20 protein-coding genes are annotated in these 22,695 nt (G+C 66.0%); 9 read left to right on the top strand and 11 right to left on the bottom strand.

All coding sequences use genetic code 11. The features are described from left to right. The first annotated feature begins 121 nt into the window (after nt 1–121). Nucleotides 122–1,327, top strand: coding sequence for a glycine C-acetyltransferase (gene kbl, locus H3005_RS16705; RefSeq protein WP_100551658.1), 1,206 nt, complete (start codon nt 122–124; stop codon nt 1,325–1,327). Between the two features lie 127 nt (nt 1,328–1,454). Here the strand turns inward: kbl and H3005_RS16700 are convergent, their stop codons facing one another. The 4 genes from H3005_RS16700 to H3005_RS16685 form a co-directional block, all read right to left on the bottom strand. After that, nucleotides 1,455–1,793 (bottom strand): hypothetical protein, encoded by a 339-nt coding sequence (locus H3005_RS16700; protein ID WP_025878095.1) that lies wholly within the window; start codon nt 1,791–1,793, stop codon nt 1,455–1,457. Between the two features lie 85 nt (nt 1,794–1,878). Continuing rightward, nucleotides 1,879–2,688: a pseudouridine synthase gene (locus H3005_RS16695; protein ID WP_180163707.1), complete on the bottom strand. Its 810-nt coding sequence runs from the start codon at nt 2,686–2,688 to the stop codon at nt 1,879–1,881. Nucleotides 2,689–2,708: 20 nt separating this feature from the next. Further along, nucleotides 2,709–3,215: a hypothetical protein gene (locus tag H3005_RS16690; protein WP_100551657.1), complete on the bottom strand. Its 507-nt coding sequence runs from the start codon at nt 3,213–3,215 to the stop codon at nt 2,709–2,711. 217 nt (nt 3,216–3,432) lie between these two features. Beyond that, nucleotides 3,433–4,521, bottom strand: a complete 1,089-nt coding sequence (locus tag H3005_RS16685; RefSeq protein ID WP_100551656.1) for an OmpA family protein — start codon at nt 4,519–4,521, stop codon at nt 3,433–3,435. 359 nt (nt 4,522–4,880) lie between these two features. Here H3005_RS16685 and H3005_RS16680 point away from each other — a divergent pair, with 359 nt between their 5' ends. The 5 genes from H3005_RS16680 to H3005_RS16660 all read left to right on the top strand — a co-directional run bounded on the left by H3005_RS16680 (nt 4,881) and on the right by H3005_RS16660 (nt 10,234). Next, on the top strand, nt 4,881–5,900 hold the full coding sequence (locus tag H3005_RS16680) for a zinc-binding alcohol dehydrogenase family protein (protein WP_100551655.1): 1,020 nt from the start codon (nt 4,881–4,883) through the stop codon (nt 5,898–5,900). A gap of 105 nt (nt 5,901–6,005) precedes the next feature. Next, nucleotides 6,006–6,647, top strand: a complete 642-nt coding sequence (locus H3005_RS16675) for a hypothetical protein (protein WP_089239033.1) — start codon at nt 6,006–6,008, stop codon at nt 6,645–6,647. A gap of 100 nt (nt 6,648–6,747) precedes the next feature. Continuing rightward, nucleotides 6,748–8,778 carry an NADPH-dependent 2,4-dienoyl-CoA reductase gene (locus tag H3005_RS16670; protein WP_100551653.1) on the top strand — a complete coding sequence of 677 codons (2,031 nt, stop codon included), beginning with the start codon at nt 6,748–6,750 and terminating at the stop codon, nt 8,776–8,778. A 299-nt stretch (nt 8,779–9,077) separates the two neighbouring features. Beyond that, on the top strand, nt 9,078–9,536 hold the full coding sequence (locus H3005_RS16665) for a cell wall hydrolase (protein WP_025878087.1): 459 nt from the start codon (nt 9,078–9,080) through the stop codon (nt 9,534–9,536). Nucleotides 9,537–9,622: 86 nt separating this feature from the next. After that, nucleotides 9,623–10,234, top strand: a complete 612-nt coding sequence (locus H3005_RS16660; RefSeq protein ID WP_100551652.1) for a glutathione S-transferase N-terminal domain-containing protein — start codon at nt 9,623–9,625, stop codon at nt 10,232–10,234. Between the two features lie 119 nt (nt 10,235–10,353). Here H3005_RS16660 and H3005_RS16655 read toward each other — a convergent pair whose 3' ends face one another. The 6 genes from H3005_RS16655 to H3005_RS16630 form a co-directional block, all read right to left on the bottom strand. Further along, nucleotides 10,354–11,397 (bottom strand): suppressor of fused domain protein, encoded by a 1,044-nt coding sequence (locus H3005_RS16655; protein WP_100551651.1) that lies wholly within the window; start codon nt 11,395–11,397, stop codon nt 10,354–10,356. A 46-nt stretch (nt 11,398–11,443) separates the two neighbouring features. Further along, the gene (locus H3005_RS16650; RefSeq protein ID WP_100551650.1) at nt 11,444–11,947 is read right to left on the bottom strand and encodes a hypothetical protein; all 504 of its coding nucleotides are present in this window, start codon (nt 11,945–11,947) and stop codon (nt 11,444–11,446) included. A gap of 192 nt (nt 11,948–12,139) precedes the next feature. Next, nucleotides 12,140–14,020: a propionate--CoA ligase gene (gene prpE, locus H3005_RS16645; protein WP_191078617.1), complete on the bottom strand. Its 1,881-nt coding sequence runs from the start codon at nt 14,018–14,020 to the stop codon at nt 12,140–12,142. Between the two features lie 621 nt (nt 14,021–14,641). Then, nucleotides 14,642–15,256 carry an RluA family pseudouridine synthase gene (locus H3005_RS16640; RefSeq protein ID WP_100551648.1) on the bottom strand — a complete coding sequence of 205 codons (615 nt, stop codon included), beginning with the start codon at nt 15,254–15,256 and terminating at the stop codon, nt 14,642–14,644. 159 nt (nt 15,257–15,415) lie between these two features. After that, nucleotides 15,416–16,402, bottom strand: coding sequence for a malate dehydrogenase (locus tag H3005_RS16635; RefSeq protein WP_025879435.1), 987 nt, complete (start codon nt 16,400–16,402; stop codon nt 15,416–15,418). A 126-nt stretch (nt 16,403–16,528) separates the two neighbouring features. Further along, a complete protein-coding gene (locus H3005_RS16630; RefSeq protein WP_089239021.1) occupies nt 16,529–17,020 on the bottom strand; it encodes a peptidylprolyl isomerase in 492 nt (163 codons plus the stop codon). A 239-nt stretch (nt 17,021–17,259) separates the two neighbouring features. Here H3005_RS16630 and typA point away from each other — a divergent pair, with 239 nt between their 5' ends. From typA to H3005_RS16615, 3 genes are read left to right on the top strand one after another with little or no spacing between them, the layout of a single operon-like run. After that, nucleotides 17,260–19,107: a translational GTPase TypA gene (gene typA / locus H3005_RS16625; protein ID WP_025879437.1), complete on the top strand. Its 1,848-nt coding sequence runs from the start codon at nt 17,260–17,262 to the stop codon at nt 19,105–19,107. An 11-nt stretch (nt 19,108–19,118) separates the two neighbouring features. Further along, nucleotides 19,119–19,586, top strand: a complete 468-nt coding sequence (locus H3005_RS16620; protein WP_025879438.1) for a DUF2127 domain-containing protein — start codon at nt 19,119–19,121, stop codon at nt 19,584–19,586. 41 nt (nt 19,587–19,627) lie between these two features. Then, nucleotides 19,628–21,250 carry an amidase gene (locus H3005_RS16615; protein ID WP_191078616.1) on the top strand — a complete coding sequence of 541 codons (1,623 nt, stop codon included), beginning with the start codon at nt 19,628–19,630 and terminating at the stop codon, nt 21,248–21,250. A 72-nt stretch (nt 21,251–21,322) separates the two neighbouring features. Here the strand turns inward: H3005_RS16615 and H3005_RS16610 are convergent, their stop codons facing one another. After that, nucleotides 21,323–22,465, bottom strand: coding sequence for a mechanosensitive ion channel family protein (locus tag H3005_RS16610; protein WP_191078615.1), 1,143 nt, complete (start codon nt 22,463–22,465; stop codon nt 21,323–21,325). Nucleotides 22,466–22,695: the final 230 nt, after the last annotated feature.

Raw genomic sequence — 22,695 nt, 5'->3', positions numbered from 1 at the left:
TAACCCGTTTGCTATTGCGATGCAACATGTGCCGGCCATGGCGGTGCCCCATCCGGCCCGGTCCGCAGCCGTCGATGCCCGGTAGAATCAGTGGTTTCCCGTGCTGAGCCGTGCCCACGCCATGACCGACTCCTCCGCCCTGACCCGCCACTATGCTGAGGAACTGGACGCCATCCGCGCCCAGGGCCTGTTCAAGTCCGAGCGGATCATCACCAGCCCGCAGTCCGCCGAGATCACCCTCGAAGACGGCCGCAAGGTGCTGAACTTCTGCGCCAACAACTACCTTGGCCTGGCCGACCATCCGGACCTGATCCAGGCCGCGAAGGACGCGCTGGACAGCCATGGTTTCGGCATGGCATCGGTGCGCTTCATCTGCGGCACCCAGGACCTGCACAAGCAGCTGGAAGCACAGATCGCCGGCTTCTTCGGCAAGCAGGACACCATCCTGTACGCGGCCTGCTTCGACGCCAACGGCGGCCTGTTCGAGCCGCTGCTGGGCGAGAACGACGCGATCATCTCCGATGCGTTGAACCATGCTTCGATCATCGACGGTGTGCGCCTGTGCAAGGCCAAGCGCTTCCGCTACGCCAACTGCGACATGGCCGACCTGGAGGCGCAGCTGCAGGCCGCCGATGCTGCCGGCTGCAAGACCAAGCTGATCACCACCGACGGCGTGTTCTCGATGGACGGCTTCATCGCGCCGCTGGACGAAATCACCGCACTGGCGAAGAAGTACAACGCACTGGTGCACATCGACGAATGCCATGCCACCGGCTTCCTCGGCGCGACGGGCCGCGGCTCGGCCGAGGTCAAGGGCGTGCTGGAGAAGATCGACATCATCACCGGCACCCTGGGCAAGGCCATGGGCGGCGCACTGGGTGGCTTCACCTGCGCCAGCGCCGAAGTGATCGAGCTGCTGCGCCAGCGTTCGCGCCCGTACCTGTTCTCCAACTCGCTGCCGCCGCACGTGGTTGCCGCCGGCATCAAGGCGTTCGAGATGCTGGCCGCAGCCGATGACCTGCGCAGCACCCTGGCCGAGAACACCACCTACTTCCGCGAGAAGATGACCGCTGCCGGCTTCGACGTGAAGCCCGGCGTGCACCCGATCAGCCCGGTGATGCTGTACGACGCACCGCTGGCGCAGAAGTTCGCCGAGCGCCTGCTCGAAGAAGGCATCTACGCGATCGGCTTCTTCTTCCCGGTGGTACCCAAGGGCCAGGCGCGCATCCGCACCCAGATCAGCGCCGCGCACAGCCGTGAGCATCTGGACCGCGCGATCGATGCGTTCACCCGCATCGGCGTCGAGCTGGGCGTGATCAAGGGCTGATCACCGGCGGAGTCGGATCCCTTTCCTGCGGAAAGGGCTCTGACCCTTCAGGCCAAAGCGTGCCGACCAAGGTCGGCACCTACCGGAGTCTGATGACGTGCCGACCGAGGTCGGCACCCACCCGGCGCTACTTCTTCTTTTTCTTCTTGTCCTTGGGCTCGTCCTTGCTGGCGACCACCACCGGCTTGGCGGCAGCATCCTGCCCATTGCCCTTGGCAACGCGGATGCCATTGGCTTTCATCCAGGCATCGAACTGGTCGGCGGTCATCTTCTGGTCGCCGTTGCTCATCATGAAGCGATAGCTGCCGCGGCCATCCAGTTCCGGGGTCTTCACTTCAACCACCGGGGTCTCGGCCGGGCGATCGGCCTTGGCCGTTTTCTTGTGGCCGCCACACGCGGTCAACAGCACGATCGGCAACAACAGACTGGCGCAGCGCAGGGTTTGCTTGAGGGTCGGGTGATACATGGGCAGGCTCCGTTCTGGACATTCGACAACCAGGCGCCCCCTACGCCTGGAACGGTGGCCGGCAACTGCCGGCCGTGGGCATCACTCAGCCCGGTGCAGCGGCCCCCAGCCGCTGCTGGTCGCTGACCTCCAGCGCCCGCCACTGGCCCTTGCCGAGATCGCCGAGCGTGAGCTCTCCGATCGCAACGCGGACCAGGCGCAGCACCTGCAGGTCGAAGGCCGCCAGCAGGCGACGGATATGGCGGTTGCGGCCCTCGTCGAGGACCACCTCCAACCAGGCGGTCTTGTCGCCGCTGCGCAGCACGCGTACGGCCAGGGCGAGGAGGAATTCACCCTCGTCTTCGACACCGGCGCGCAGCGCCGCCAGGGTGTCGTCATCGGGCAGGCGATCCACCTGCACGTGATAGGTCTTCTGCGGGCCGGTCTCCGGATCGGTCAGGCGCGCGGCCCACTGCGGATCGTTGCTGAACAGCAACAGGCCTTCACTGGCCTTGTCCAGGCGACCGACCGGCGCGATCCACGGCAGGCCGGCGCCATCGAAGCAGCGGTACACCGTGTCGCGGCCACGCTCGTCCTGCACGGTGGTGACCACCCCGCGCGGCTTGTTGAGCATCAGGTACAGGCGTTGTGGTGCGCCCATCGGCTGGCCGTCGACCTCGATCGGCGGCGCCGGGCTGGCAATCGGAAATTCCGGATCACGGACGATGCGCCCGGCGACACGGACACGGCCATCGGCGATCCAGCGCGCGGCTTCGCTGCGCGAGCACACGCCGGCCTTGGACAGCACGCGCGCCAGGCCATGGCGCACGCCAGCGGAAACCGCAGGAGGATTCGCACGCCCACGCGCAGCGTGGGAGCGGGCAGCGGGGGCAGCAGGTGGGCGGCGCGTGCGCAAGCCTCTGCTCCCCGCCGCGCTTACTTCTTGTCGACCGGCTTGGTCTCAGCCGGTACTTCGGCTGCGGCCGGGGTGGCGGCCGGAACCGGACGCGCCTTGACCACGCGCACGCCGCGTGCCTTCATCCAGGCGTCGAACTCTTCGGCGGTCATGCGCTTGCCGTTCTGGCTCATGTCGAAGCGCCACGGCGTGTTGTCGAACTCGGTCTGCGGCTTGTACGCGGCAGGATCATTCGGCTTCACCGCCGGCGCGCTCGGAATCGCCTTGGCGATGTTCTGGCAGCCATCGATGCGCAACCGCTGCAGCACCTGGTCCAGCGACTGGGACGGATCGTAGCTGCTGCCCAGCACGCCGCTGGACATGCCCAGCTGGCTGCTGCGGATATACAGCTCATCAGCCACCGGGGCGATGGCCGTGGCCGGCAACGGCAGCGGCGAAGCGCTGGTGTTGACCGAGCAATCGACCGCAGCGTGAGCAGCAGGAACCAGGGCCAGCGCCAGAACGGCAGCCGATGCAGAGCGCAGCATGAGGGCATCCACGGAAGGAAGTGACGCGGCGAGTTTAGCAATGCCACGTCATCTTTCAAGCGCCACTTTCAATGAATACGGCAACTCATTGGTTTCATAAGCAAATTGCCGACGAACGGTCGCCACTAGAGCGCTGATTCATCATTCCGGACCGCACAAACAACAAGACCCGGCCGAAGCCGGGTCCTGCTGTGTCTTACTGGCAGAGCGTCAGAACTTAGTTCTGGACGTTCAGCTCGGTACGACGGTTCTTGGCGCGACCTTCCGGATTGTCCGAACCATCCGGGTTGGTGTTCGGCGCAATCGGACGGCTCTCGCCGTAGCCGATCGGACCGGCCAGACGGCCAGCGTCGACGCCGTTCTTGGTCAGGTAGTTATACACCGCGGTGGCGCGGCGCTCCGACAGCTTCTGGTTGTAAGCGTCGGTACCCTTCGAGTCGGTGTGACCGGCGACTTCAACGCGCAGATCCGGGTAACGCTTCAGGATCTCGGTGGCTTCGCTCAGGATGGCCACAGCGTCCGGACGCAGGTTCGACTTGTCGAAGTCGAAGTTCACGCCCTTCAGGTCGATCGAGACCGGCACCGGGCAACCGTCCGGACCGATGGTCTGACCCGGCTGCGAGTTCGGGCACTTGTCGTCGCAGTTGTTGACGCCGTCACCGTCGTCATCCAGGTCGGCGCAGCTCGGGGCAACCGGAGCCGGTGCCGGAACAGCAGCCACCGGGGCCGGGCCCAGCGGGATCACGACGCCGACCGAAGCCAGCACGTCGCCGAACCAGCTTTCGTCGCGCGCGGCGATGCTCTGGTCGTCGAAGTCAGCGCGGTAGGCCACTTCGGCGCGGACAGCAACGCGCTTGTCGAAGGTGGTCTGCAGGCCGACGCCGAGCTTGGCAGCCAGGTTGCCGTCCTTGCGGTCAGCCGGGCCGTTCGGGCCAGCTGCGTACTCTTCTTCAGACTTCTGGTAGCCCAGGCCGCCCACGATGTAGGGGTTCCAGCCGCGGCCTTCCTTGATGAAGTGGCGACGCAGATCGAACGACACGCCGTACTGCGACCAGTTCTGATCCTGGTTGGCGTCGAAGTTCGGGTTCTGGTAGTTCAGCTCACCATCCAGCGACCAGTTCGGGCTGATGAACTTGCCCAGACCCAGGGTCACGAACGGAGCGTCGTTGGTCAGACGGTCGTTATCCTGGAAGTTGAAGCCGGCCGAACCGGTCAGGTACCAGCGGTCATCGAACTCCTGCGCCGACGCAGCCTGGGCGAAAGCCAGACCGCCCAGCAGCGCGGCAGTAAGGATCTTCTTGTTCATTGAGTACAGCTCCTATTTCGGGGGTATGAAACCGGTAGAGGCATGGGCCAGCACTACTGCGTCGATGTTCAGACAGCCGATTCAGCACGCCACCGCCGCGAACATTATGCTCAGGCGGGTGAAGGTCATGTTAACAGTCCCGTAACATGTGAAGCGCTGCGCACGACCGGCCACCGGTCCGACGTTGAAACCCTATACAGGATGATGAAAATCCGCAAGACCCAGACACCACAAGGGTTTGGATGGGTTTAAGAGCCAGATGCGACAGTTTTGCCTCTGGTTTATCGCAAAGCGGTTCAGCGCGCGCCCATCGAGGTGAGGAACCTTATGATGCAGACAGGAACCGAGCTGGAGCTGCAATGAAAGCCGTCGCCCTGTGCCGTGAATCCGCCCCTGCCCTGCGCGATCTGGTGCTGCCACCACCGCAGCCGCCGCGGGGCCGTGACCTGCTGATCCGTGTCGAAGCACTTTCCGTCAATCCCGTGGATGGGAAGCTGCGTGCAGGCACGTCGGCCGCATCGCTGGATACTCCGCGCATTCTCGGCTGGGACGCGGCAGGCGTGGTCGAAGCCATGGGCGAGGAGGCCAGCCTGTTCGCCTCCGGTGACGAGGTCTACTACGCCGGTGATGTCACCCGCCCTGGCTGCAATGCGCAGTATCAGCTGGTGGATGAGCGACTGGTGGCGCGCAAACCGACCACCCTCGACTTCGCCGAAGCGGCCGCGCTGCCGCTGACCACCCTGACTGCGTGGGAACTGCTGTTCCAGCGCATGCCCCTGCTGCTTGATGACCGCCGCCACGCCGGCCAGCGCCTGCTGGTGATCGGTGGTGCCGGCGGCGTCGGCTCGATGGCGATCCAGCTGGCCCACCACGCCGGCTTCGAGGTCATTGCCACCGCCTCGCGTGAAGCCTCGATCGACTGGTGCCGGCGGATGGGCGCCCAGCATGTGATCGATCATCGCCAGCCGCTGCTGCCGCAGCTGCAGGCGCTTGGCATCGACGACGTGCAGGTGGCACTCAATCTGGCCGATACCGACCACTACTGGGACGAACTGGGCCATCTGCTGGCGCCGCAGGGACATGTCGGCCTGATCGTCGAACCGCGCGGCCCGCTGCGCATCGGCGATCCCTACAAGGCCAAGTGCATCGGCATCCATTGGGAATTCATGTTTGCCCGCGCGCGCTTTGCCACCGCCGACCGCATCGAGCAGCACCGCATCCTCAACCGCGCCGCCAGCATGATCGATGCGGGGCAGTTGCGCGGCACGCTGAGCGAAGTGCTGGGGCCGATCAATGCAGCCAACCTGGAAACCGCCCACCAGCGCCTGGCCAGCGGCCGCACCATCGGCAAGCTGGCGCTGGCCGGCTGGGACGACTGATTCACGATCCCCAGCCTGTCGCGGTGGATTGGCCGACATCTGTATCTATTGAACAGCCCGTTTCGGGGATAGGGTGGAAACAGATTCCCCTGCCCTGAGCCTGTCATGCCCACCGCCCTGCCCCTGCGCCTGCTGCAACTGATCATCGGCCTGTTCCTCTATGGCTTCGGCGCCTCGTTGATGATCCGCGCCGCGATCGGTGTCGCGCCGTGGGATGTGCTGTCGCAGGGCATTGCGGCACAGACCCCGTTGTCGTTCGGCCTGGCCACCAACGTGATCGGCGCGCTGGTACTGCTGCTGTGGTGGCCGCTGCGACAGAAGCCCGGCGTCGGCACCGTGCTCAACGTGATGCTGATCGGCCCCTCGGCCCAGTTCGGGCTGTGGCTGCTGCCCCCGGCCGTCGGCCTCGGCTGGCAGGTGGCGATGTTCTGCGCCGGCATGCTGCTGGTGGCGCTGGCCACCGGCCTGTACATCGGCGCGAAGCTGGGCCCTGGGCCGCGCGATGGCCTGATGACCGGCCTGCACGCGCGCACCGGCTGGCCGATCTGGAAGGTGCGGAGCCTGATTGAAGGCAGCGTGCTGCTGCTGGGCTGGTGGCTGGGCGGCAACGTCGGCGTCGGCACGCTCGCCTTCGCACTGCTGATCGGGCCGCTGTGCGGGATCACCCTCGGCTGGTTCGGGATCGGCCGGCCGGCGGTCGGTAGCGCCGGGCCACGCCCGGCGAGCGCGCAGCGCGGCCACGGGTAGTCGCGTCGCCGGGCATGGACCGGCGCTCCCCATCTGCCAGCCCTTGCCCCCGGCGCAGTTTCGCGGCACCCTTCGCGCTTCCGTACGCAAGCGTATCGACATGTCGCCAGCCAACGAAAGCGCCTATCCCCACCTGTTCGCCCCGCTGGACCTGGGCTTCACCCAGTTGCGCAACCGGGTGCTGATGGGCTCGATGCACACCGGCCTGGAAGACCGCGCACGCGACTTCCCGCGCTTGGCCGCTTATTTCGCAGAGCGCGCCGAAGGTGGCGTCGGCCTGATCGTCACCGGCGGTTTCGCGCCGAACGTGGTGGGCTGGCTCAAGCCGTTCGGCGGCAAGCTGTCCTGGCCATGGGAAGTGCGTCCGCATCGGCAGCTCACCGCCGCCGCGCACCAGCACGGCGCGAAGATCTGCCTGCAGCTGCTGCATGCCGGGCGCTATGCCTATCACCCGCTGTCGGTAGCGCCGTCGAAGCTGAAGGCGCCGATCAATCCGTTCACCCCGCGCGCCCTGTCGGCCAGCGGCGTCGAGCGGCACATCGCCGACTACGCACGCAGCGCGAAGCTGGCCCGCGAGGCCGGCTACGACGGCGTGGAAGTGATGGGCTCGGAGGGCTACCTCATCAACGAGTTCGTCGCCCCGCGCACCAACAAGCGCAACGACCGCTGGGGCGGTGATGCCGCGCAGCGCATGCGCTTCGCGGTGGAGATCGTGCGTCGCATCCGCGAGGCCTGCGGTCCGGATTTCATCATCATCTACCGCCTGTCGCTGGTCGACCTGGTCGAAGACGGCAGCAACTGGGAAGAGATCGTGCAGCAGGCCCAGGCCATCGAAGCCGCTGGCGCCACGATCATCAACTCAGGCATCGGCTGGCATGAAGCGCGCATTCCGACCATTGCCACGTCGGTACCGCGTGGCGCGTTCGCCGCGGTCACCGCCAAGCTCAAGCCGCACGTGACGTTGCCGCTGGTGGCGACCAACCGCATCAACATGCCCGATGTCGCCGAGCGCATCCTCGCCGATGGCGGGGCCGACATGGTGTCGCTGGCACGCCCGCTGCTGGCCGATCCGCAGTGGCCGAACAAGGCGCGCGCCGGCCGTGCCGAGGCCATCAACACCTGCATCGCCTGCAACCAGGCCTGCCTGGACCACGTGTTCGAGAACAAGCTGGCCAGTTGCCTGGTCAATCCGCGCGCTGCCCACGAGACCGAGCTGGTCTATACCCCGACCACCGCACCGAAGCGGGTGGCCGTGGTCGGCGCAGGGCCGGCCGGCCTGGCCTGCGCCACGGTCGCTGCCGAACGCGGCCACCAGGTCACCCTGTTCGACGCCAGCGAGGAGATCGGTGGCCAGTTCAACGTCGCCAAGCGCATTCCCGGCAAGGAAGAGTTCCACGAGACCCTGCGCTACTTCCGCCACAAGCTGGCCGAGACCGGCGTGCAGCTGCGCCTGGGCACCCGTGCCGACGCGGCCAGCCTGGCCGGTTTCGATGAGGTCGTGCTGGCCACCGGCATCGTGCCGCGCAAGGTCGACTTCCCCGGTGCCGACCACGCCAAGGTGGTGAACTACCTGGACGTGCTGCTGGGCCGGGTCGAGGTCGGTGCCAACGCCGCCATCATCGGCGCCGGCGGCATCGGCTTCGATGTCGGCGAGTTCCTTGCCCATGACGGCCCTTCTCCATCGCTGGACCCGCAGCGCTGGATGGCCGAATGGGGCGTGGATGCCTCCTTCGAGGCCCGCGGCGCACTGGCCCGGCCGGCCGTGGAAGCCTCGCCGCGCAGGCTGTGGCTGCTGCAGCGCAGCGCCGGCAAGCCCGGTGCGCGCCTGGGCAAGACCACCGGCTGGATCCACCGCGCCACGCTGAAGGCCAAGGGCGTGCGCATGCTGGGCGGTGTCGAGTACCTGGGCGTGGACGATGCGGGCCTGCGCATCCGCGTCGATGGCAGCGAACAGCTGCTGCCGGTCGACCACGTGGTGATCTGTGCCGGGCAGGAACCGCAGCGCGCGCTGCAGGCCGAACTGCAGGCAGCCGGCATCGCCGCACAGCTGATCGGCGGTGCCGATGTGGCCGCCGAACTCGATGCAAAACGTGCCATCGATCAGGGCAGCAGGGTCGCCGCCGCGCTCTGATCAAAATCTGAATGGGGGCCGGAATGTGATTTCCGTCACCGGCCCCCAAGCTGAATGTCAAGCGGGACGATTCAGGATGCGTTCGGCAATGCCCCCCTACCTTGCGCCATCTTTCCGCTCACCAGCCAGTTTCCGGTGAGCCGGTGCGGACCCCGCCGATCGATCCACGATCGTGTTCTTGGGGCCGCCCACGGGGCAGCCCCGATGGCCGCCTCCCCATGACGCCAAGTCGTACCCCGCCTCCAGCAGCCTGCGCTGCCGGAACCGCCAGGTGCGTCCCACACGGAGCAAGGAGTTATATGAAACTGGCCTGGATTCTCTGGCTGTCGCAGTTGTTGCCGCAGCCGGCCGCTGATTCATTGTGTTTGAGCACCACCGTCTACCTGGAAGCCCGCGACCAGACCCTGCGTGGCCAGCAGGCCGTGGCCGAGGTCGCTCTGCGTCGCCTCGACAGCGGCCTCTGGGGCGACTCGATGTGCCAGGTGGTGACCGCGCGCAAGCAGTTCGCCCCCACCATCGTCTCCCCCGGCACCCAGCTGGGCAACGATGCGGCCTGGAGTGAAGCGATGGACGTAGCCTTCGACGCCGAGCGCAACTGGGCGCTGCCGGCCGGCGAGCGCCGCGAGATCGTGCCCGGTGCCAGCCACTTCGCTGCGCTGGCGATTGCCAGCCCGAACTGGCGCAACGCCTACCAGGTGGCCACCATCGGCGATCACACCTTCTACAAAGTGCAGAACCTCAAGCCCCGGCAGTCGTAACGATCCGTTGCCGGCGGCAGCGTTGCCGCGCGCCGGTGGGCTCTGGGATAGTGGGGGTTTCCCGCCACACCCCGCCTGGAGTTCCCATGAAGCTGTACAGCAAGCCCGGTGCCTGTTCCACCGCCGACCACATCGCCCTGCAGTGGACCGGCCAGCCGTTCGAGGTCGAACTGCTGAACAAGGACACCCTGAAGGGTCCGGAATTCCTCAAGATCAATCCGGCCGGCGCCGTACCGGCGGTCGTCGATGGCGACTTCGTGCTGCTGCAGAACGCAGCGATCATGGGCTACATCGCCGACACCTACCCGCAGGCCGGTCTTGGCGGCGATGGCAGCCCGCGCCAGCGCGCTGAAGCCACCCGCTGGCTGGCCTTCGTCAACTCCGACGTGCACCCGGCGTTCTCGCCGCTGTTCTCGCCGGGCAAGTTCATCGCCGATGAAGGGCAGTACGACGCGATCCGCGCCGCTGCCCACAAGCGCCTGCGCGCGCTGTTCGAGACCGCCGACAAGCAGCTGGCCGACAAGCCGTGGCTGGCCGGCTTCCGCAGCTTCGCCGATCCCTACTTCTACATCACCCTGCGCTGGGCCGCTGGCACCAAGGTCGACCTGTCGGGCTTGGACAACCTGGCCGCCTACAAGGCGCGCATGGACGCCGATGCGGGCGTGCAGGCGGCGCTGAAGGCCGAAGGCCTGGCCTGATGGAACCGGGGTCGGATCCGTTCGCATCGCGAACGGCTCTAACCCCATCGGTCCGGGAGGCGGGGTCGGATCCGTCTGCGCAGCAGGCGGCTCTGACCCCATCGGTACCATCGACGCGGTCAGCCGATTTCGCGGATCACTTCGCCCTTCGCATCGCGCAGGAACGTCGGCACCACTTCAACCTGCAACGTGCTCGACACCGTGTAGGTTCCGCGTTCTGGCCGCACTTCATGCCAGGCCTGCAACGCCGCGTCGTCCAGTAGCCAGCGCACGTTGTCGCCCTCGACCGTGGCGGCGCCATCGGTGGCAGGCACGAACTCCCATTGCCGTTCGCGGCTGACCAGCGTCAGTGACTTGCCGTGGCGCACGCGCAGTGGCAGCAGTTCACCCACGCTGCCGACCTGCCCTGCCCCCAGCACCAGCGTGGTGATGCCCGCCGTCTGCCGCCAGTCCAGCGTTTCGATGAACAACATGCCCGTACTGGATCCCTCACGCTCGCTGCCGGCCTGCACCTGCGCGGCCAGCGCCGGATCGTCCAGCAGGTTGCCGCGATGCAGATCGGTGATCCACAACGGCATCGCCGGCTCGAGCACCTGCAGCACACCGCGCGTGGACCAGCGCTTGATCGCGTCCATTTCCTCATCGGTCAGCCCCACCACCTGCAGGAACTGCAGCTGCCCATTGGCGGTATCGCGCGCGGGCAACTGCGGATCGGCCACAAACGCCAGGTGGCAGAGATGGGTATCGGTCTCCAGCGCGATCGGGCCGTTGGCGTTGAGGTGGTGTCCATCCTCGAACACATTGCCGCTGCTGAACACATAGCGCGCCAGATTCTGCAGCAGGTTCATCGGCCACGCAGGCGGCGTGCTGTCGGCATGTTCACCCTTGTCCGCAGCCAGGCGGAACGTCAGCTCGAAGCCGTAGCCACTGGTGGCCGCATCGCTGCTCTCTTTTGCATACAGTTCGGACAGACCGTAGGTGACGTAGTGCCAATGCGGAACCGGTGCTTCCACCCAGTACACGCTGATGCCGTCGAGCGGATCCTGGCCACCCAGCGTGTACGGCAATGCGGTACCGAAGTGACGCGGCTCCTGGCCGGCGTACAGCGGCGCCAGTGCGGCATTGATCGCATCCCAACCGGGTGTATCGGTGTCGTCCTGCATGCGGGGCTCCTGGGCGGAAAAAGAGCGGACCACTTTACCCCGCGTGTCAGCCGGGCACGACCTCGGCGGTGACCGGTGCCAGCAACACCTGGACCTCCTGCCACCAGCGCTGTGCCAGCGCCGGGCTGCGCGCCTTGCCGATCGCGGTGATCATTTCCGGGCACAGCCGTTCCAGGGTGACCGCGTCGGTACAGCGCTCGATCTTCAACTGCATGAAGTAGCCTTTCAGGCCGAGATGGCGGCGCACGGCATCGCTCATCGCATCGTACAACTGCTGGTACAGCGCCGGATCCTGCTCGCGGCCGCTGCAGAGTCCGCGCTGCGGGGCAGGTTCGGCCCTGCCGCCGACCACTTCGATCAGGCCGAGTGCGGCCAACTGCTCCAGCGCATCCTGCGGTGCGCGCAGTCCTTCGAACAAGCCGCGCAGTTCGCTTTCATCGCGCTGACCGTCAACCATCAACAGGATCGAACGCAGCGCCGCCGGCAGGCGCCGGGCGCGGTCTTCGATCTCCTGGCGGCCAGCGGCCGTCTTGGCATGCAGCAGTGCCATAGCTCCCCCTTCCCTCGATGCGATACGCATGCGTGCCCTTGCGGGCACGCTCCCCAGGGCGAGCTTAGCGCACCGGTGGCGGCGAGGAAGCTGCGCTGCAGCACCGCTGGATCTCTGTAGAGCCGAGCCCATGCTCGGCTGCGTGTACCTGACCCGGGCAGCCGAGCATGGGCTCGGCTCTACAGGACCGGGTCAACGGCCCAGCGCGCGGCGGATCTCTTCCAGCGCGCCCGGGTCGTCCAGCGTCGACAGATCGCCGGGATCGCGCTGCTCGGCCAATGCCTGCAGCGAACGCCGCAGCAGCTTGCCCGAACGGGTCTTGGGCAGCGCGTTGACCACGTGCACATGCGCTGGCCGCGCCACCGCCCCCAGCGACGCGGTCACCGTGGCCATCATCTCGGCCACCACCGCCGCCGGGTCTTCGCCATCAAGACCCTGCTTGAGCGTCACGAACACCAGCGGCACCTGCCCCTTCAACTCGTCCTTCACCCCGATCACTGCGGCCTCGGCCACGCGCGGATGACTGGAGATCGCCTCTTCGATCTCACGCGTGCCCAGGCGGTGGCCGGCCACGTTGATCACATCGTCGGTGCGGCCCAGGATGAAGGTATAGCCATCGTCATCGCGGATGGCCCAGTCCAGCGAGCTGTACAGCAGTTCCTTGAAGTGGCTGAAGTAACTCTGCAGGAAGCGGCTGTCGTCATTCCAGACCGTGCTCATGCAGCCCGGCGGCAACGGCGGCGTCATCACCAGCACGCCCTTCTGCCCGGCAGCCACTTCTTCACCGGTGTTCTCGTCGATCACCTTCATCCGGTAGCCGAGATTGGGGAAACCCGGTGAGCCAAAACGCACCGGTTTCATGTCCAGGCCTGGCAGCAGGGTCAATGCCGGCCAGCCGGTTTCGGTCTGCCAGTAGTTGTCGATGATCGGCTTGCCCAGCGCGTCGCTGATCCAGTGTGCGGTCGGTTCGTCCAGCGGCTCGCCGGCCAGGAACAGATACTTCAGCGCATCCAGGTCGTGCCGGCGGATGAAATCGGCGTCGTGCTTCTTCAGCACGCGGATGGCGGTCGGCGAAGAGAACATCGTGCGTACGTTGTACTGCTCGCACAGCGCCCACCAGATACCCGGATCCGGGTTGGTCGGCAGCCCTTCGTACAGCAGCGAGGTGCAGCCGCCGATCAACGGGCCATACACGTTGTAGGAATGGCCCACGGCCCAGCCGACGTCGGAGGTGGAGAACATCACCTGCCCCGGCTTGCAGTCGAACACGGTCTGCATCGACTGCGCCATCGCCACCGCATAGCCACCGACATCGCGCTGCACGCCCTTCGGCTTGCCGGTGGTACCGGAGGTGTACAGCAGGTAGCTGGGCTCGCTCGATTCCAGCCATTGCACCGGCACATCGGTCTGCCCGATCTGCGCACGCAGGCTGGCGTACTCGACATCACGCCCTTCGATGCGGGGCTCGGCCGGGTCCAGCCCGCGCGACACGATCAGCACGTGCGGCGGCGGATTGCTGGCTTCGGCGCAGGCGGCATCGACCATCGCCTTGTACGGAATGAGCTTGCCGCCACGCATGCCGGCATCTGCAGCGATCAGCAGCTTCGGCTTGGCATCGTCGATGCGCAGCGCGAGGTTGTGTGCGGCGAAACCACCGAACACCACCGAGTGCACCGCACCGATACGTGCACAGGCAAGCATGGCGAACACGGCTTCGGCCATGTTCGGCATGTAGATCACCACGCGATCACCGTGGCCGACACCAAGATGTTTCAGCACGGCGGCGAAGTCGTTCACTTCGCGATACAGCTGGCGATAGGTGACTTCGCGGGTGCTGTTGGTTTCGGTGGAGATGGCGACCAGCGCGAGCTGGTCCGGGCGGTCGGCCAGATGCCGGTCGACGGCGTTGTAGCAGAGATTGGTTTCGCCACCGACGAACCAGCGCCGGAACGGCGGGTTGCTGTAGTCGAGCACCTGTTGCGGCGGCTTGTGCCAATGGATGCGCTTGGCCTCCTCGCCCCAGAATGCCTCCGGCTCGTCGATCGAACGGCGGTAGGTTTCCTCGTAGTTCATGACGCAGCCCTCCCAGACAAAGTCATGGTTCGAGCATAGTCCGGCGCTGGCGCGCGGGCCGCCCTACCTTGGTAGGGGGTGGGGTTTGTTCTGCAGGGCTTGCAGCCCTGCACCTGCAGAATCAACGTCAACGTCAACGTCAACGTCAAAAGCTGGGCTACTGAGGGATGGCGGGGCGGGTCCGGTTGCGGGGGACCCCGTGAATACGTCCCTGTAGGCTCGGTCGCGCCATCCATGGCGCTCACGCCCCCGCAACCGGACCCACCCCGCCTCCGACAATTTCCCGCTGCTGTTGGGCTGCTGTTGGTAGCTGTCGACCTCGGTCGACACATAGACCCACGCCATGCGTAGATGCTTTTCGATCACTTATCGAAATATTCGATTCCGATGGAGATTCATCCACGCATGGCGTGGGCCCATCGGCCATCGGAAATCTGTCGAAGGCGGGGCGGTGTCGGATTGCGGGGTGTCAGCCGCATGGATGCGGCTGCCAAGCCTACAGGGACGTACTTGCGGCGTCCCCGCAATCCGACACCGCCCCGCCAACCCAAGGAATGCCGCTGTTGCTGTTGCTGTTGCTTCGGCAGGTGCAGGGCGCAGCCCTGCCGATACACCTACTCTCTAGAACGGAGTCGCAGACTCGAACGCGAGCGCCTCGCCTGTCACCGGATGGGTGAACCGCAGCTCCCGTGCATGCAGGTGCACGCGCTGCGCCGCGTCCGCGCCGTACAGCACGTCGCCGACGATGGGATGACCGAGGCTGGCCATGTGCAGGCGCAACTGGTGGCTGCGGCCGGTGACCGGCTCCAGTTCAACACGCGTGCGTTGCGCCGCGACGTCACGCGCCAGCACGCGCCACCGGGTCAGTGCCGGCTTGCCGCGTTCGTGGTCGACCATCTGCCGCGGCCGGTTCGGCCAATCGACGATCAGCGGCAGATCCACTTCACCCGCATCTCCTTCAAGCAGCCCCTGCACGATGGCTTCGTAGCGCTTGCACACCTCGCGCTTCTCGAACTGCATCGACAGCGCCACCTGCACGTCCTTGCCACGCGCGTGCAGCAGCAGGCCGGAGGTGACCTGGTCCAGGCGATGCACGGTCAGCGCATCGGGATACACCGCCTGCAACCGCGCGACCACGCAGTCCTGGTTCTCCGCCGAGCGGCCGGGCACGGACAGCAGGCCGGCAGGCTTCTCGGCCACCAGCAGCGCGTTGTCGATGTAATGCAGATGGATCATCGGTTTCCTTGCCCCTCAAACGAAAACGGGGAAGCCGAAGCTTCCCCGTTTTCTGCGTACCGACCAACGGTCGGTACCTACCTCACTGGAAAAGCACCAACAACGGTTGGTACCTACCGTGATGGAAGACGTGCCGGCAAGCTGCCGGCACAGACCGCATCAGCCCAGCAGGTGGGCGACGCCGGCGCGCTCTTCTTCCAGCTCGGCCAGGGTCTTGTCGATGTACTTCTGGCTGAAGTCGTCGACCGGCAGATCCTTGACCAGGGTGTACTCGCCGTTCTCGGTGGTGACCGCGAAGCCGAAGATCACGCCTTCCGGAATCCCGTAGGAACCGTCGGACGGCACGCCCATGGTGACCCACTTGCCGTTGCTGCCCAGCACCCAGTCACGCACGTGGTCGATCGCGGCGTTGGCGGCCGAAGCAGCCGAGGACGAGCCACGGGCTTCGATGATCGCCGCGCCGCGCTTGCCGACGGTCGGGATGAAGGTGTTGGCGTTCCACTCCTGGTCATTGATCGCATCGGCGATCGACGCACCATCGGCGGTGGCGAAACGGTAGTCCGGGTACATGGTCGGGCTGTGGTTGCCCCACACCACCAGCTTCTCCATGCCGGCGACCGGCTTGCCGAGCTTGGTCGACAGCTGGCTCAGCGCGCGGTTGTGGTCCAGGCGCAGCATGGCGGTGAAGTTGCGCGGGTTCAGGTCCGGCGCCGACTTCATCGCGATGTAGGCGTTGGTGTTGGCCGGGTTGCCGACCACCAGCACCTTCACGTCACGCTTGGCGACCTTGTTCAGTGCGGCGCCCTGGGCGGTGAAGATCTTCGCGTTTTCCAGCAGCAGATCCTTGCGCTCCATGCCCGGGCCGCGCGGACGCGCGCCGACCAGCAGGGCGATGTCGGCGTCCTTGAAGGCGACTTCAGCGTCGTCGGTGCCGACCATGCCGGCCAGCAGCGGGAACGCGCAGTCTTCCAGTTCCATCATCACGCCCTTCAGGGCGGCCTGGGCCTTGTCGACCGGCAGTTCCAGCAGCTGCAGGATGACCGGCTGGTCCTTGCCCAGCATTTCACCGGAGGCGATACGGAACAGCAGGGCGTAGCCGATCTGGCCGGCGGCGCCGGTCACGGCAACACGAACAGGTGCTTTCATGGGGATTTCCTCTGCTAAGAAGCTAAATAGCGTTGTAGAAGATGGCCGCACGGGCGGGGATGGGCCTGGCGAGGCGGCCGCAACATGGAAACGGCCCCCTTCGCAGGGGGCCGTCCGGGTATTGGATCAGGCGGGAATGAGCTTGTTCCACTCACCCACGCGCTCAGCCTGGGCGGCGAGCAGAGCGTCGGTGTCGCCTTCCAGGGTGATCGAATGGATCACGTCGCCCTGCTTGACCGAATCGACGATCGCCTGGCCTTCCAGCACCTGGCCGAACACGGTGTGCTTGCCGTCCAGCCAATCGGTCTTGATGTGGGTGATGAAGAACTGGCTGCCATTGGTGTTCGGGCCGGCGTTGGCCATCGACAGCGAGCCGATCTGGTGCTTCACACCATTCTTCTCGTCTTCGAACTTGTAGCCCGGGCCGCCGGTGCCACGACCCTGCGGGCAACCGCCCTGGATCATGAAATCGGGGATCACGCGGTGGAAGATCAGGCCATCATAGAAGCCGCGCTTGACCAGGTTCACGAAGTTGGCGACCGTCAGCGGCGCCTTGTCGGCGAACAGCTCGACCTTGATCGGGCCCTGGGTGGTGTCGAAAGTGGCGATGAGGGACATGCAGATCCTTGGGATGCGGGGTGTGTAATCAGCCCCATAAGGATACACCTCCCCCGTGACATGGGCTGCCTCGACCATCGGCGCAGGCAGGGTCTTCAGCCCGCGGACGGACAGCGCCGGGGGCCAGGCTGAATGGGGACCTCAGCCGTCCTGAAATCCAGGTTTTCGCCAATCGTCAAGTTCGACGTATAATGTTGGACTTCTTTTTCCAAATCCGGCGCCGACTGGCCCCCTTTCGTATGTCCATCGAAAATCTTCGCAACATCGCCATCGTCGCCCACGTCGACCATGGCAAGACCACCCTGGTCGACCAGCTGCTGAAGCAGTCCGGCACCCTGTCCGAGCGTACCGTCCTCGCCGAGCGCGTGATGGACAGCAACGACCAGGAAAAGGAACGCGGCATCACCATCCTGGCCAAGAACACCGCCATCACCTGGGAAGACAAGAAGACCGGTATCAAGAACCGGATCAACATCGTCGACACCCCCGGACATGCCGACTTCGGCGGCGAGGTCGAGCGCGTGCTGTCGATGGTCGACACCGTGCTGATCCTGGTCGACGCGATGGACGGCCCGATGCCGCAGACCCGCTTCGTCACCCAGAAGGCCTTCGCGATGGGCTTCAAGCCGATCGTCGTGGTCAACAAGGTCGACCGTCCGGGCTCGCGTCCGGAGTGGGTGATCGACCAGGTCTTCGACCTGTTCGACAAGCTCGGCGCCACCAATGAGCAGCTCGACTTCCCGATCGTCTACGCCTCGGCCCTGAACGGCTACGCCGGCCTGGAAGACACCGTGCGCGACGGCGACATGACCCCGCTGTACGAAGCGATCATGCAGCACGCACCGAAGCCGGAAGTGGACCCGGAAGGTCCGTTCCAGATGCGCATCAGCCAGCTGGACTACAACAACTTCGTGGGCGTGATCGGCATCGGCCGCATCCAGCGCGGCACCCTGAAGAAGAACATGCAGGTCGCGGTGATCGACCGTGAAGGCAAGAAGCGCAACGGCAAGGTCGCGCAGGTGCTGGGCTTCCTGGGCCTGGAGCGCATCGAGCAGGACACCGCCGAAGCCGGCGACATCGTCGCCATCTCCGGTATTCCGGAACTGACCATCTCCGACACGCTGTGCCATCCGGAAACCCCGGAAGCGCTGCCGGCACTGACCGTCGACGAGCCGACCATCTCGATGACCTTCCAGGTCAACAACTCGCCGTTCGCCGGCAACAAGGACCTGTCCGGTGGCAAGTTCCTGACCAGCCGCCAGATCAAGGACCGTCTGGATCGCGAGCAGGTCCACAACGTGGCCCTGAAGGTCGAACAGCTGGAAGACGCCGACAAGTTCCTGGTCTCCGGCCGTGGCGAACTGCACCTGTCGGTGCTGATCGAGAACATGCGTCGTGAAGGCTACGAACTGGCAGTGTCGCGCCCGGAAGTGATCATCAAGCAGATCGACGGCCAGGCCATGGAGCCGATCGAGCAGCTGGTGGTGGATATCGAAGAAGTCCACCAGGGCGGCGTGATGGAAAAGCTGGGCACCCGCAAGGGCCAGCTGAAGAACATGGAATCGGACGGCAAGGGCCGTGTGCGCCTGGAATACCAGATCCCGGCCCGTGGCCTGATCGGCTTCCAGAACGAGTTCAAGACCCTCACCCAGGGTTCGGGCCTGCTGTTCCACGTGTTCGACCATTACGGCCCGAAGGAACAGGGCGCCATCGCCAAGCGCATCAACGGTGTGATGATCGCCAATGCCCCGGGTACCACCCCGGCGTACTCGCTCGGCCCGCTGCAGGAACGCGGCAAGCTGTTCGCTGCTGAAGGCGACAACGTGTATGAAGGTCAGCTGGTCGGCATCCACTCCAAGGACAACGACCTGACCGTCAACGCGATCAAGACCAAGCCGCTGACCAACATGCGCGCTTCGGGCAAGGACGATGCGATCCAGCTGACCCCGGCGATCAAGTACTCGCTGGAACAGGCCCTGGACTTCATCGAAGACGACGAGCTGGTCGAGATCACCCCGAAGGAGATCCGTCTGCGCAAGAAGTTCCTGACCGAAAGCGACCGCAAGAAGAACTCGCGCGGCGGCTGATCCAGCGAACCGTGAGCCAGAACGGCTACAACCCGGATCCGCATCGGCATCCGGGCCTCCACGTCATCGCCTTGCTCGAAGCGAGCAAGGCGATGCTGGCGTTGTTGGCGGCTACCGGGCTGGAAATCCTCGGTCCGCAGCCGCTTCGCGACGGCGTCAATGCCCTGATCCGGCGTTTCAGCCTGGACCCGGATCACGGCACCCTGCCCTCGCTGTTGAATGCAATCAGTCCCGACGCGGTGCACCTGGCCGCAGCGGCGATGATCGGCTACGGCCTGCTGCACCTGGTCGAAGCCTGGGGTCTGTGGAAAGCCAAGGCATGGGCCTCCTGGCTGGGCTGCCTGACCGCCTCCATCTACCTGCCCTTCGATATCTACGCGATCGTCCGCCATCCCGGCTGGGCCTCGTGGACCGTGCTGGCGATCAACCTGATCGTCGTCTACGTGCTGGCGCGCGACCTGCGCAAGCGCCGCCGCTGAGCAGCCGCTACACTGGGGATCGGAGCCGTCGAAGCTGCCCCATGCGCCTGTCCTTGCCGCCCCTCCTTTCCTGTCTGATCGCCGCACTGCCTGCGGTGTTTGCTGCTGGCTGCAGCCCGGCCACGTCCAGCGCCCACGCTGCCGAACCGGGTAGCAGCAACGTGCCCTTCCCCTACGCCGAGACCGAAGTCTCCGACCTGCAGGCACGCATGGTCGCCGGCGAACTGGACAGCACCACCCTCACTCACGCTTACCTCAAGCGCATCGCCACACTGGACCGCGCCGGCCCGCGCCTGCGCGCGGTGATCGAGCTCAATCCGGATGCCCTGAAGGAAGCTGCAGAGCGTGATCGCGAGCGCCGTAACGGCCGCCTGCGCGGACCGCTGCATGGCATCCCGATCCTGCTGAAGGACAACATCAACGCCGCGCCAATGGCCACCAGTGCCGGCTCCCTCGCCCTGCAGAGCTTCCGCCCCGACGATGCCTACCTGGTGCGACGCCTGCGCGAAGCGGGCGCGGTGGTACTGGGCAAGACCAACCTCAGCGAGTGGGCCAACTTCCGTGGCAACGACTCGATCTCTGGCTGGAGCGCGCGCGGGGGGCAGACCCGCAATCCCTACCGCCTCAGTCATTCGCCCTGTGGCTCCAGCAGCGGCAGCGCGGTGGCCGTGGCCGCCAACCTGGCCAGCGTGGCCATCGGCACCGAAACCGATGGCAGCATCGTCTGCCCCGCGGCGGTCAACGGCGTGGTCGGCCTGAAACCGACCGTCGGCCTGGTCAGCCGCGAAGGCATCATCCCGATCTCCTTCAGCCAGGACACTGCGGGCCCGATGACCCGCAGCGTCGCGGACGCCGCCGCCGTGCTGACCGCCATCGCCGGCCGCGATGATGCCGATCCCGCCACCGCGACCATGCCCGGCCGCGCCGTCTACGACTACACCGCACGACTGGATCCGCAGGGACTGCGTGGCAAGCGCATCGGCCTGCTGCAGACACCACTGCTGAAGTATCGCGGGATGCCGCCGCTGGTTGAGCAGGCGGTCGCCGAGCTGCGCCGCGCCGGCGCCGTGGTGGTGCCGGTGGAACTGCCCAACCAGGGCGCCTGGGCCGATGCCGAGCGCATCGTCCTGCTGTACGAATTCAAGGCCGGACTGGAGCGCTACCTCAACACCTACCAGGCACCACTGCGCAGCCTGGCCGGGCTGATCGCCTTCAACGAGGCACACAAGGGCCAGGAACTGGGCCTGTTCGGCCAGGAGCTGCTGCAGGAGGCCGAGGCGACCCCTGGCCTGGGCGATCCCGTGTACATCCGCGCGCGCAGCGATGCGCGGCGACTGGCGGGCCCGGAAGGCATCGACGCCGTATTGGCATCGCAGAAGCTGGATGCGCTGGTCGCACCGACAACCGGCGTGGCCTGGCCCCTGCGCAGCACGGGGGATGACTTCCCCGGCGAGAGCTACAGTGTCGCCGCCGTCGCCGGCTACCCCAGCCTGAGCGTGCCGATGGGCCAGATCGATGGCCTGCCCGCGGGGCTGTTGTTCATGGGCACGGCGTGGAGCGAACCGAAGTTGATCGAGATGGCCTACGCGTATGAGCAGCGCACGCGCGCCAGGCGTCCGCCGCACTTCGATACCGATGCATTGATCGAATCCGGCGATCCCTGATCGTGTTTCTGTAGAGCCGAGCCCACGCTCGGCTTCACCGGAAAATCGAAAGCAGCCGAGCATGGCTCGGCTCTACAGAGGCTGGCCCGGCTCCACCGGCGCGATCGCCGCCTCACCATCCTCCGCACCCGGCGAGCGCACATCGGCGCTGCCTGCACCCCGCATCCGCGGCATATCCAGCTCATCGTCCCGCTGCAGGCGCGCGCGCACCTGCGGCAGCGATTGCGGATGCTCGCGCGCGAGGAAATCCAGCATGCGCTCGCGCACCAGGCAGCGCAGATCGAACGCATCACCGGAACTGCGCGCACTGACCAGCAGCCGTACCTGGATCGCGCGCTCGCTGGTTTCGGTCACTTGGGTCACGCACACCCGTCCATCCCACAGCGGCTGGCCCTGGCAGATGCGTTCCAGCTCGGCACGTATCGCCGCGATCGGCGCACGGTAGTCCAGCCACAGGAAAGCCGTTCCCAGCAGGTCGGCACTGCGTCGCGTCCAGTTCTGGAATGGATGCTCGATGAACCATGTCAGCGGCACCACCATCCGCCGCTCATCCCAGATGCGCACCACCACATAGCTGCTGCCGATTTCCTCGACGCGCCCCCATTCGCCTTCGACGATCACCACGTCATCGAGCCGGATCGGCTGTGTCACCGCGATCTGCAGGCCGGCGATCAGATTGCCGAACACCGGTTTGGCAGCGATACCCGCCACCAGGCCGATCAGGCCCGCCGACGCCAGCAGTGCGGTGCCGATCTTCTGCACCATCGGGAAGGTCAGCAGCACCAGCGACGCGCCGAGCACGATGATGCCGCCCATCAGCACGCGGCTGAGCACCCGCGTCTGGGTCTGGATGCGGCGCGCTTCGAGGTTGTCCGAGACATCAATCGGATGGCTGCGCAGGATCGCGCGCTCGCCCGCAGCAACGCCGCGCACCAGCAGCCAGATGAAGCAGGCGGTCAGAGCAATGTGCAGCACGCGCAGCAGTTGATCGAGCGTGTGTTCCGGCAATGGCGTGGACTGCAGCGCGGGAATCAGCAGCAGCAACGGCCATGCGGTGGCCATCGGCAGCCCGAGCACACGACCGATGCGCGCGCGGCGACGATCACGTCCTTTCAGCCGATGGTAGATCCACAGGATCAACCACGCGCCGATGCCACCCACCAACACTGCCAATCCCAACGGCCATGCATAGGCCTGTGCGCTTTCCCAGTGCACCGTTGCCACCTCCACTCGAACACCAAGCGGACAGCCTCGCGCATAGCGCATGAGCGTCACGTCAGTCGTTCGTAAGGAGGGTGTTGGTCGGCAGGGCTTGCAGCCCTGCACCTGCTGCAAGCTGGAGCAACAACAGCCGAAGCAGAAGCGGATTTCCTGCGGGATGGCGGGGTGGGTCCGGTTGCGGGAGACGCCGTAAACCCATCCCTGGGGGCTTGGCCGCGGCATCC

The sequence above is a fragment of the Stenotrophomonas sp. Br8 genome (genome assembly GCF_014763005.1).
GTDB lineage: Bacteria > Pseudomonadota > Gammaproteobacteria > Xanthomonadales > Xanthomonadaceae > Stenotrophomonas > Stenotrophomonas lactitubi.
Note: the sequence above shows the minus strand (reverse complement) of the source record. Positions and strands in the feature narration are given on the sequence as shown.

Coding starts and splice junctions, on each gene's coding strand:
- kbl (WP_100551658.1), top strand. CDS start 122: ATGACCGACTCCTCCGCCCTGACCCGCCACTATGCTGAGGAACTGGAC.
- H3005_RS16700 (WP_025878095.1), bottom strand. CDS start 1,793: ATGTATCACCCGACCCTCAAGCAAACCCTGCGCTGCGCCAGTCTGTTG.
- H3005_RS16690 (WP_100551657.1), bottom strand. CDS start 3,215: ATGCTGCGCTCTGCATCGGCTGCCGTTCTGGCGCTGGCCCTGGTTCCT.
- H3005_RS16685 (WP_100551656.1), bottom strand. CDS start 4,521: ATGAACAAGAAGATCCTTACTGCCGCGCTGCTGGGCGGTCTGGCTTTC.
- H3005_RS16680 (WP_100551655.1), top strand. CDS start 4,881: ATGAAAGCCGTCGCCCTGTGCCGTGAATCCGCCCCTGCCCTGCGCGAT.
- H3005_RS16675 (WP_089239033.1), top strand. CDS start 6,006: ATGCCCACCGCCCTGCCCCTGCGCCTGCTGCAACTGATCATCGGCCTG.
- H3005_RS16670 (WP_100551653.1), top strand. CDS start 6,748: ATGTCGCCAGCCAACGAAAGCGCCTATCCCCACCTGTTCGCCCCGCTG.
- H3005_RS16665 (WP_025878087.1), top strand. CDS start 9,078: ATGAAACTGGCCTGGATTCTCTGGCTGTCGCAGTTGTTGCCGCAGCCG.
- H3005_RS16660 (WP_100551652.1), top strand. CDS start 9,623: ATGAAGCTGTACAGCAAGCCCGGTGCCTGTTCCACCGCCGACCACATC.
- H3005_RS16655 (WP_100551651.1), bottom strand. CDS start 11,397: ATGCAGGACGACACCGATACACCCGGTTGGGATGCGATCAATGCCGCA.
- H3005_RS16650 (WP_100551650.1), bottom strand. CDS start 11,947: ATGGCACTGCTGCATGCCAAGACGGCCGCTGGCCGCCAGGAGATCGAA.
- prpE (WP_191078617.1), bottom strand. CDS start 14,020: ATGAACTACGAGGAAACCTACCGCCGTTCGATCGACGAGCCGGAGGCA.
- H3005_RS16640 (WP_100551648.1), bottom strand. CDS start 15,256: ATGATCCATCTGCATTACATCGACAACGCGCTGCTGGTGGCCGAGAAG.
- H3005_RS16635 (WP_025879435.1), bottom strand. CDS start 16,402: ATGAAAGCACCTGTTCGTGTTGCCGTGACCGGCGCCGCCGGCCAGATC.
- H3005_RS16630 (WP_089239021.1), bottom strand. CDS start 17,020: ATGTCCCTCATCGCCACTTTCGACACCACCCAGGGCCCGATCAAGGTC.
- typA (WP_025879437.1), top strand. CDS start 17,260: ATGTCCATCGAAAATCTTCGCAACATCGCCATCGTCGCCCACGTCGAC.
- H3005_RS16615 (WP_191078616.1), top strand. CDS start 19,628: ATGCGCCTGTCCTTGCCGCCCCTCCTTTCCTGTCTGATCGCCGCACTG.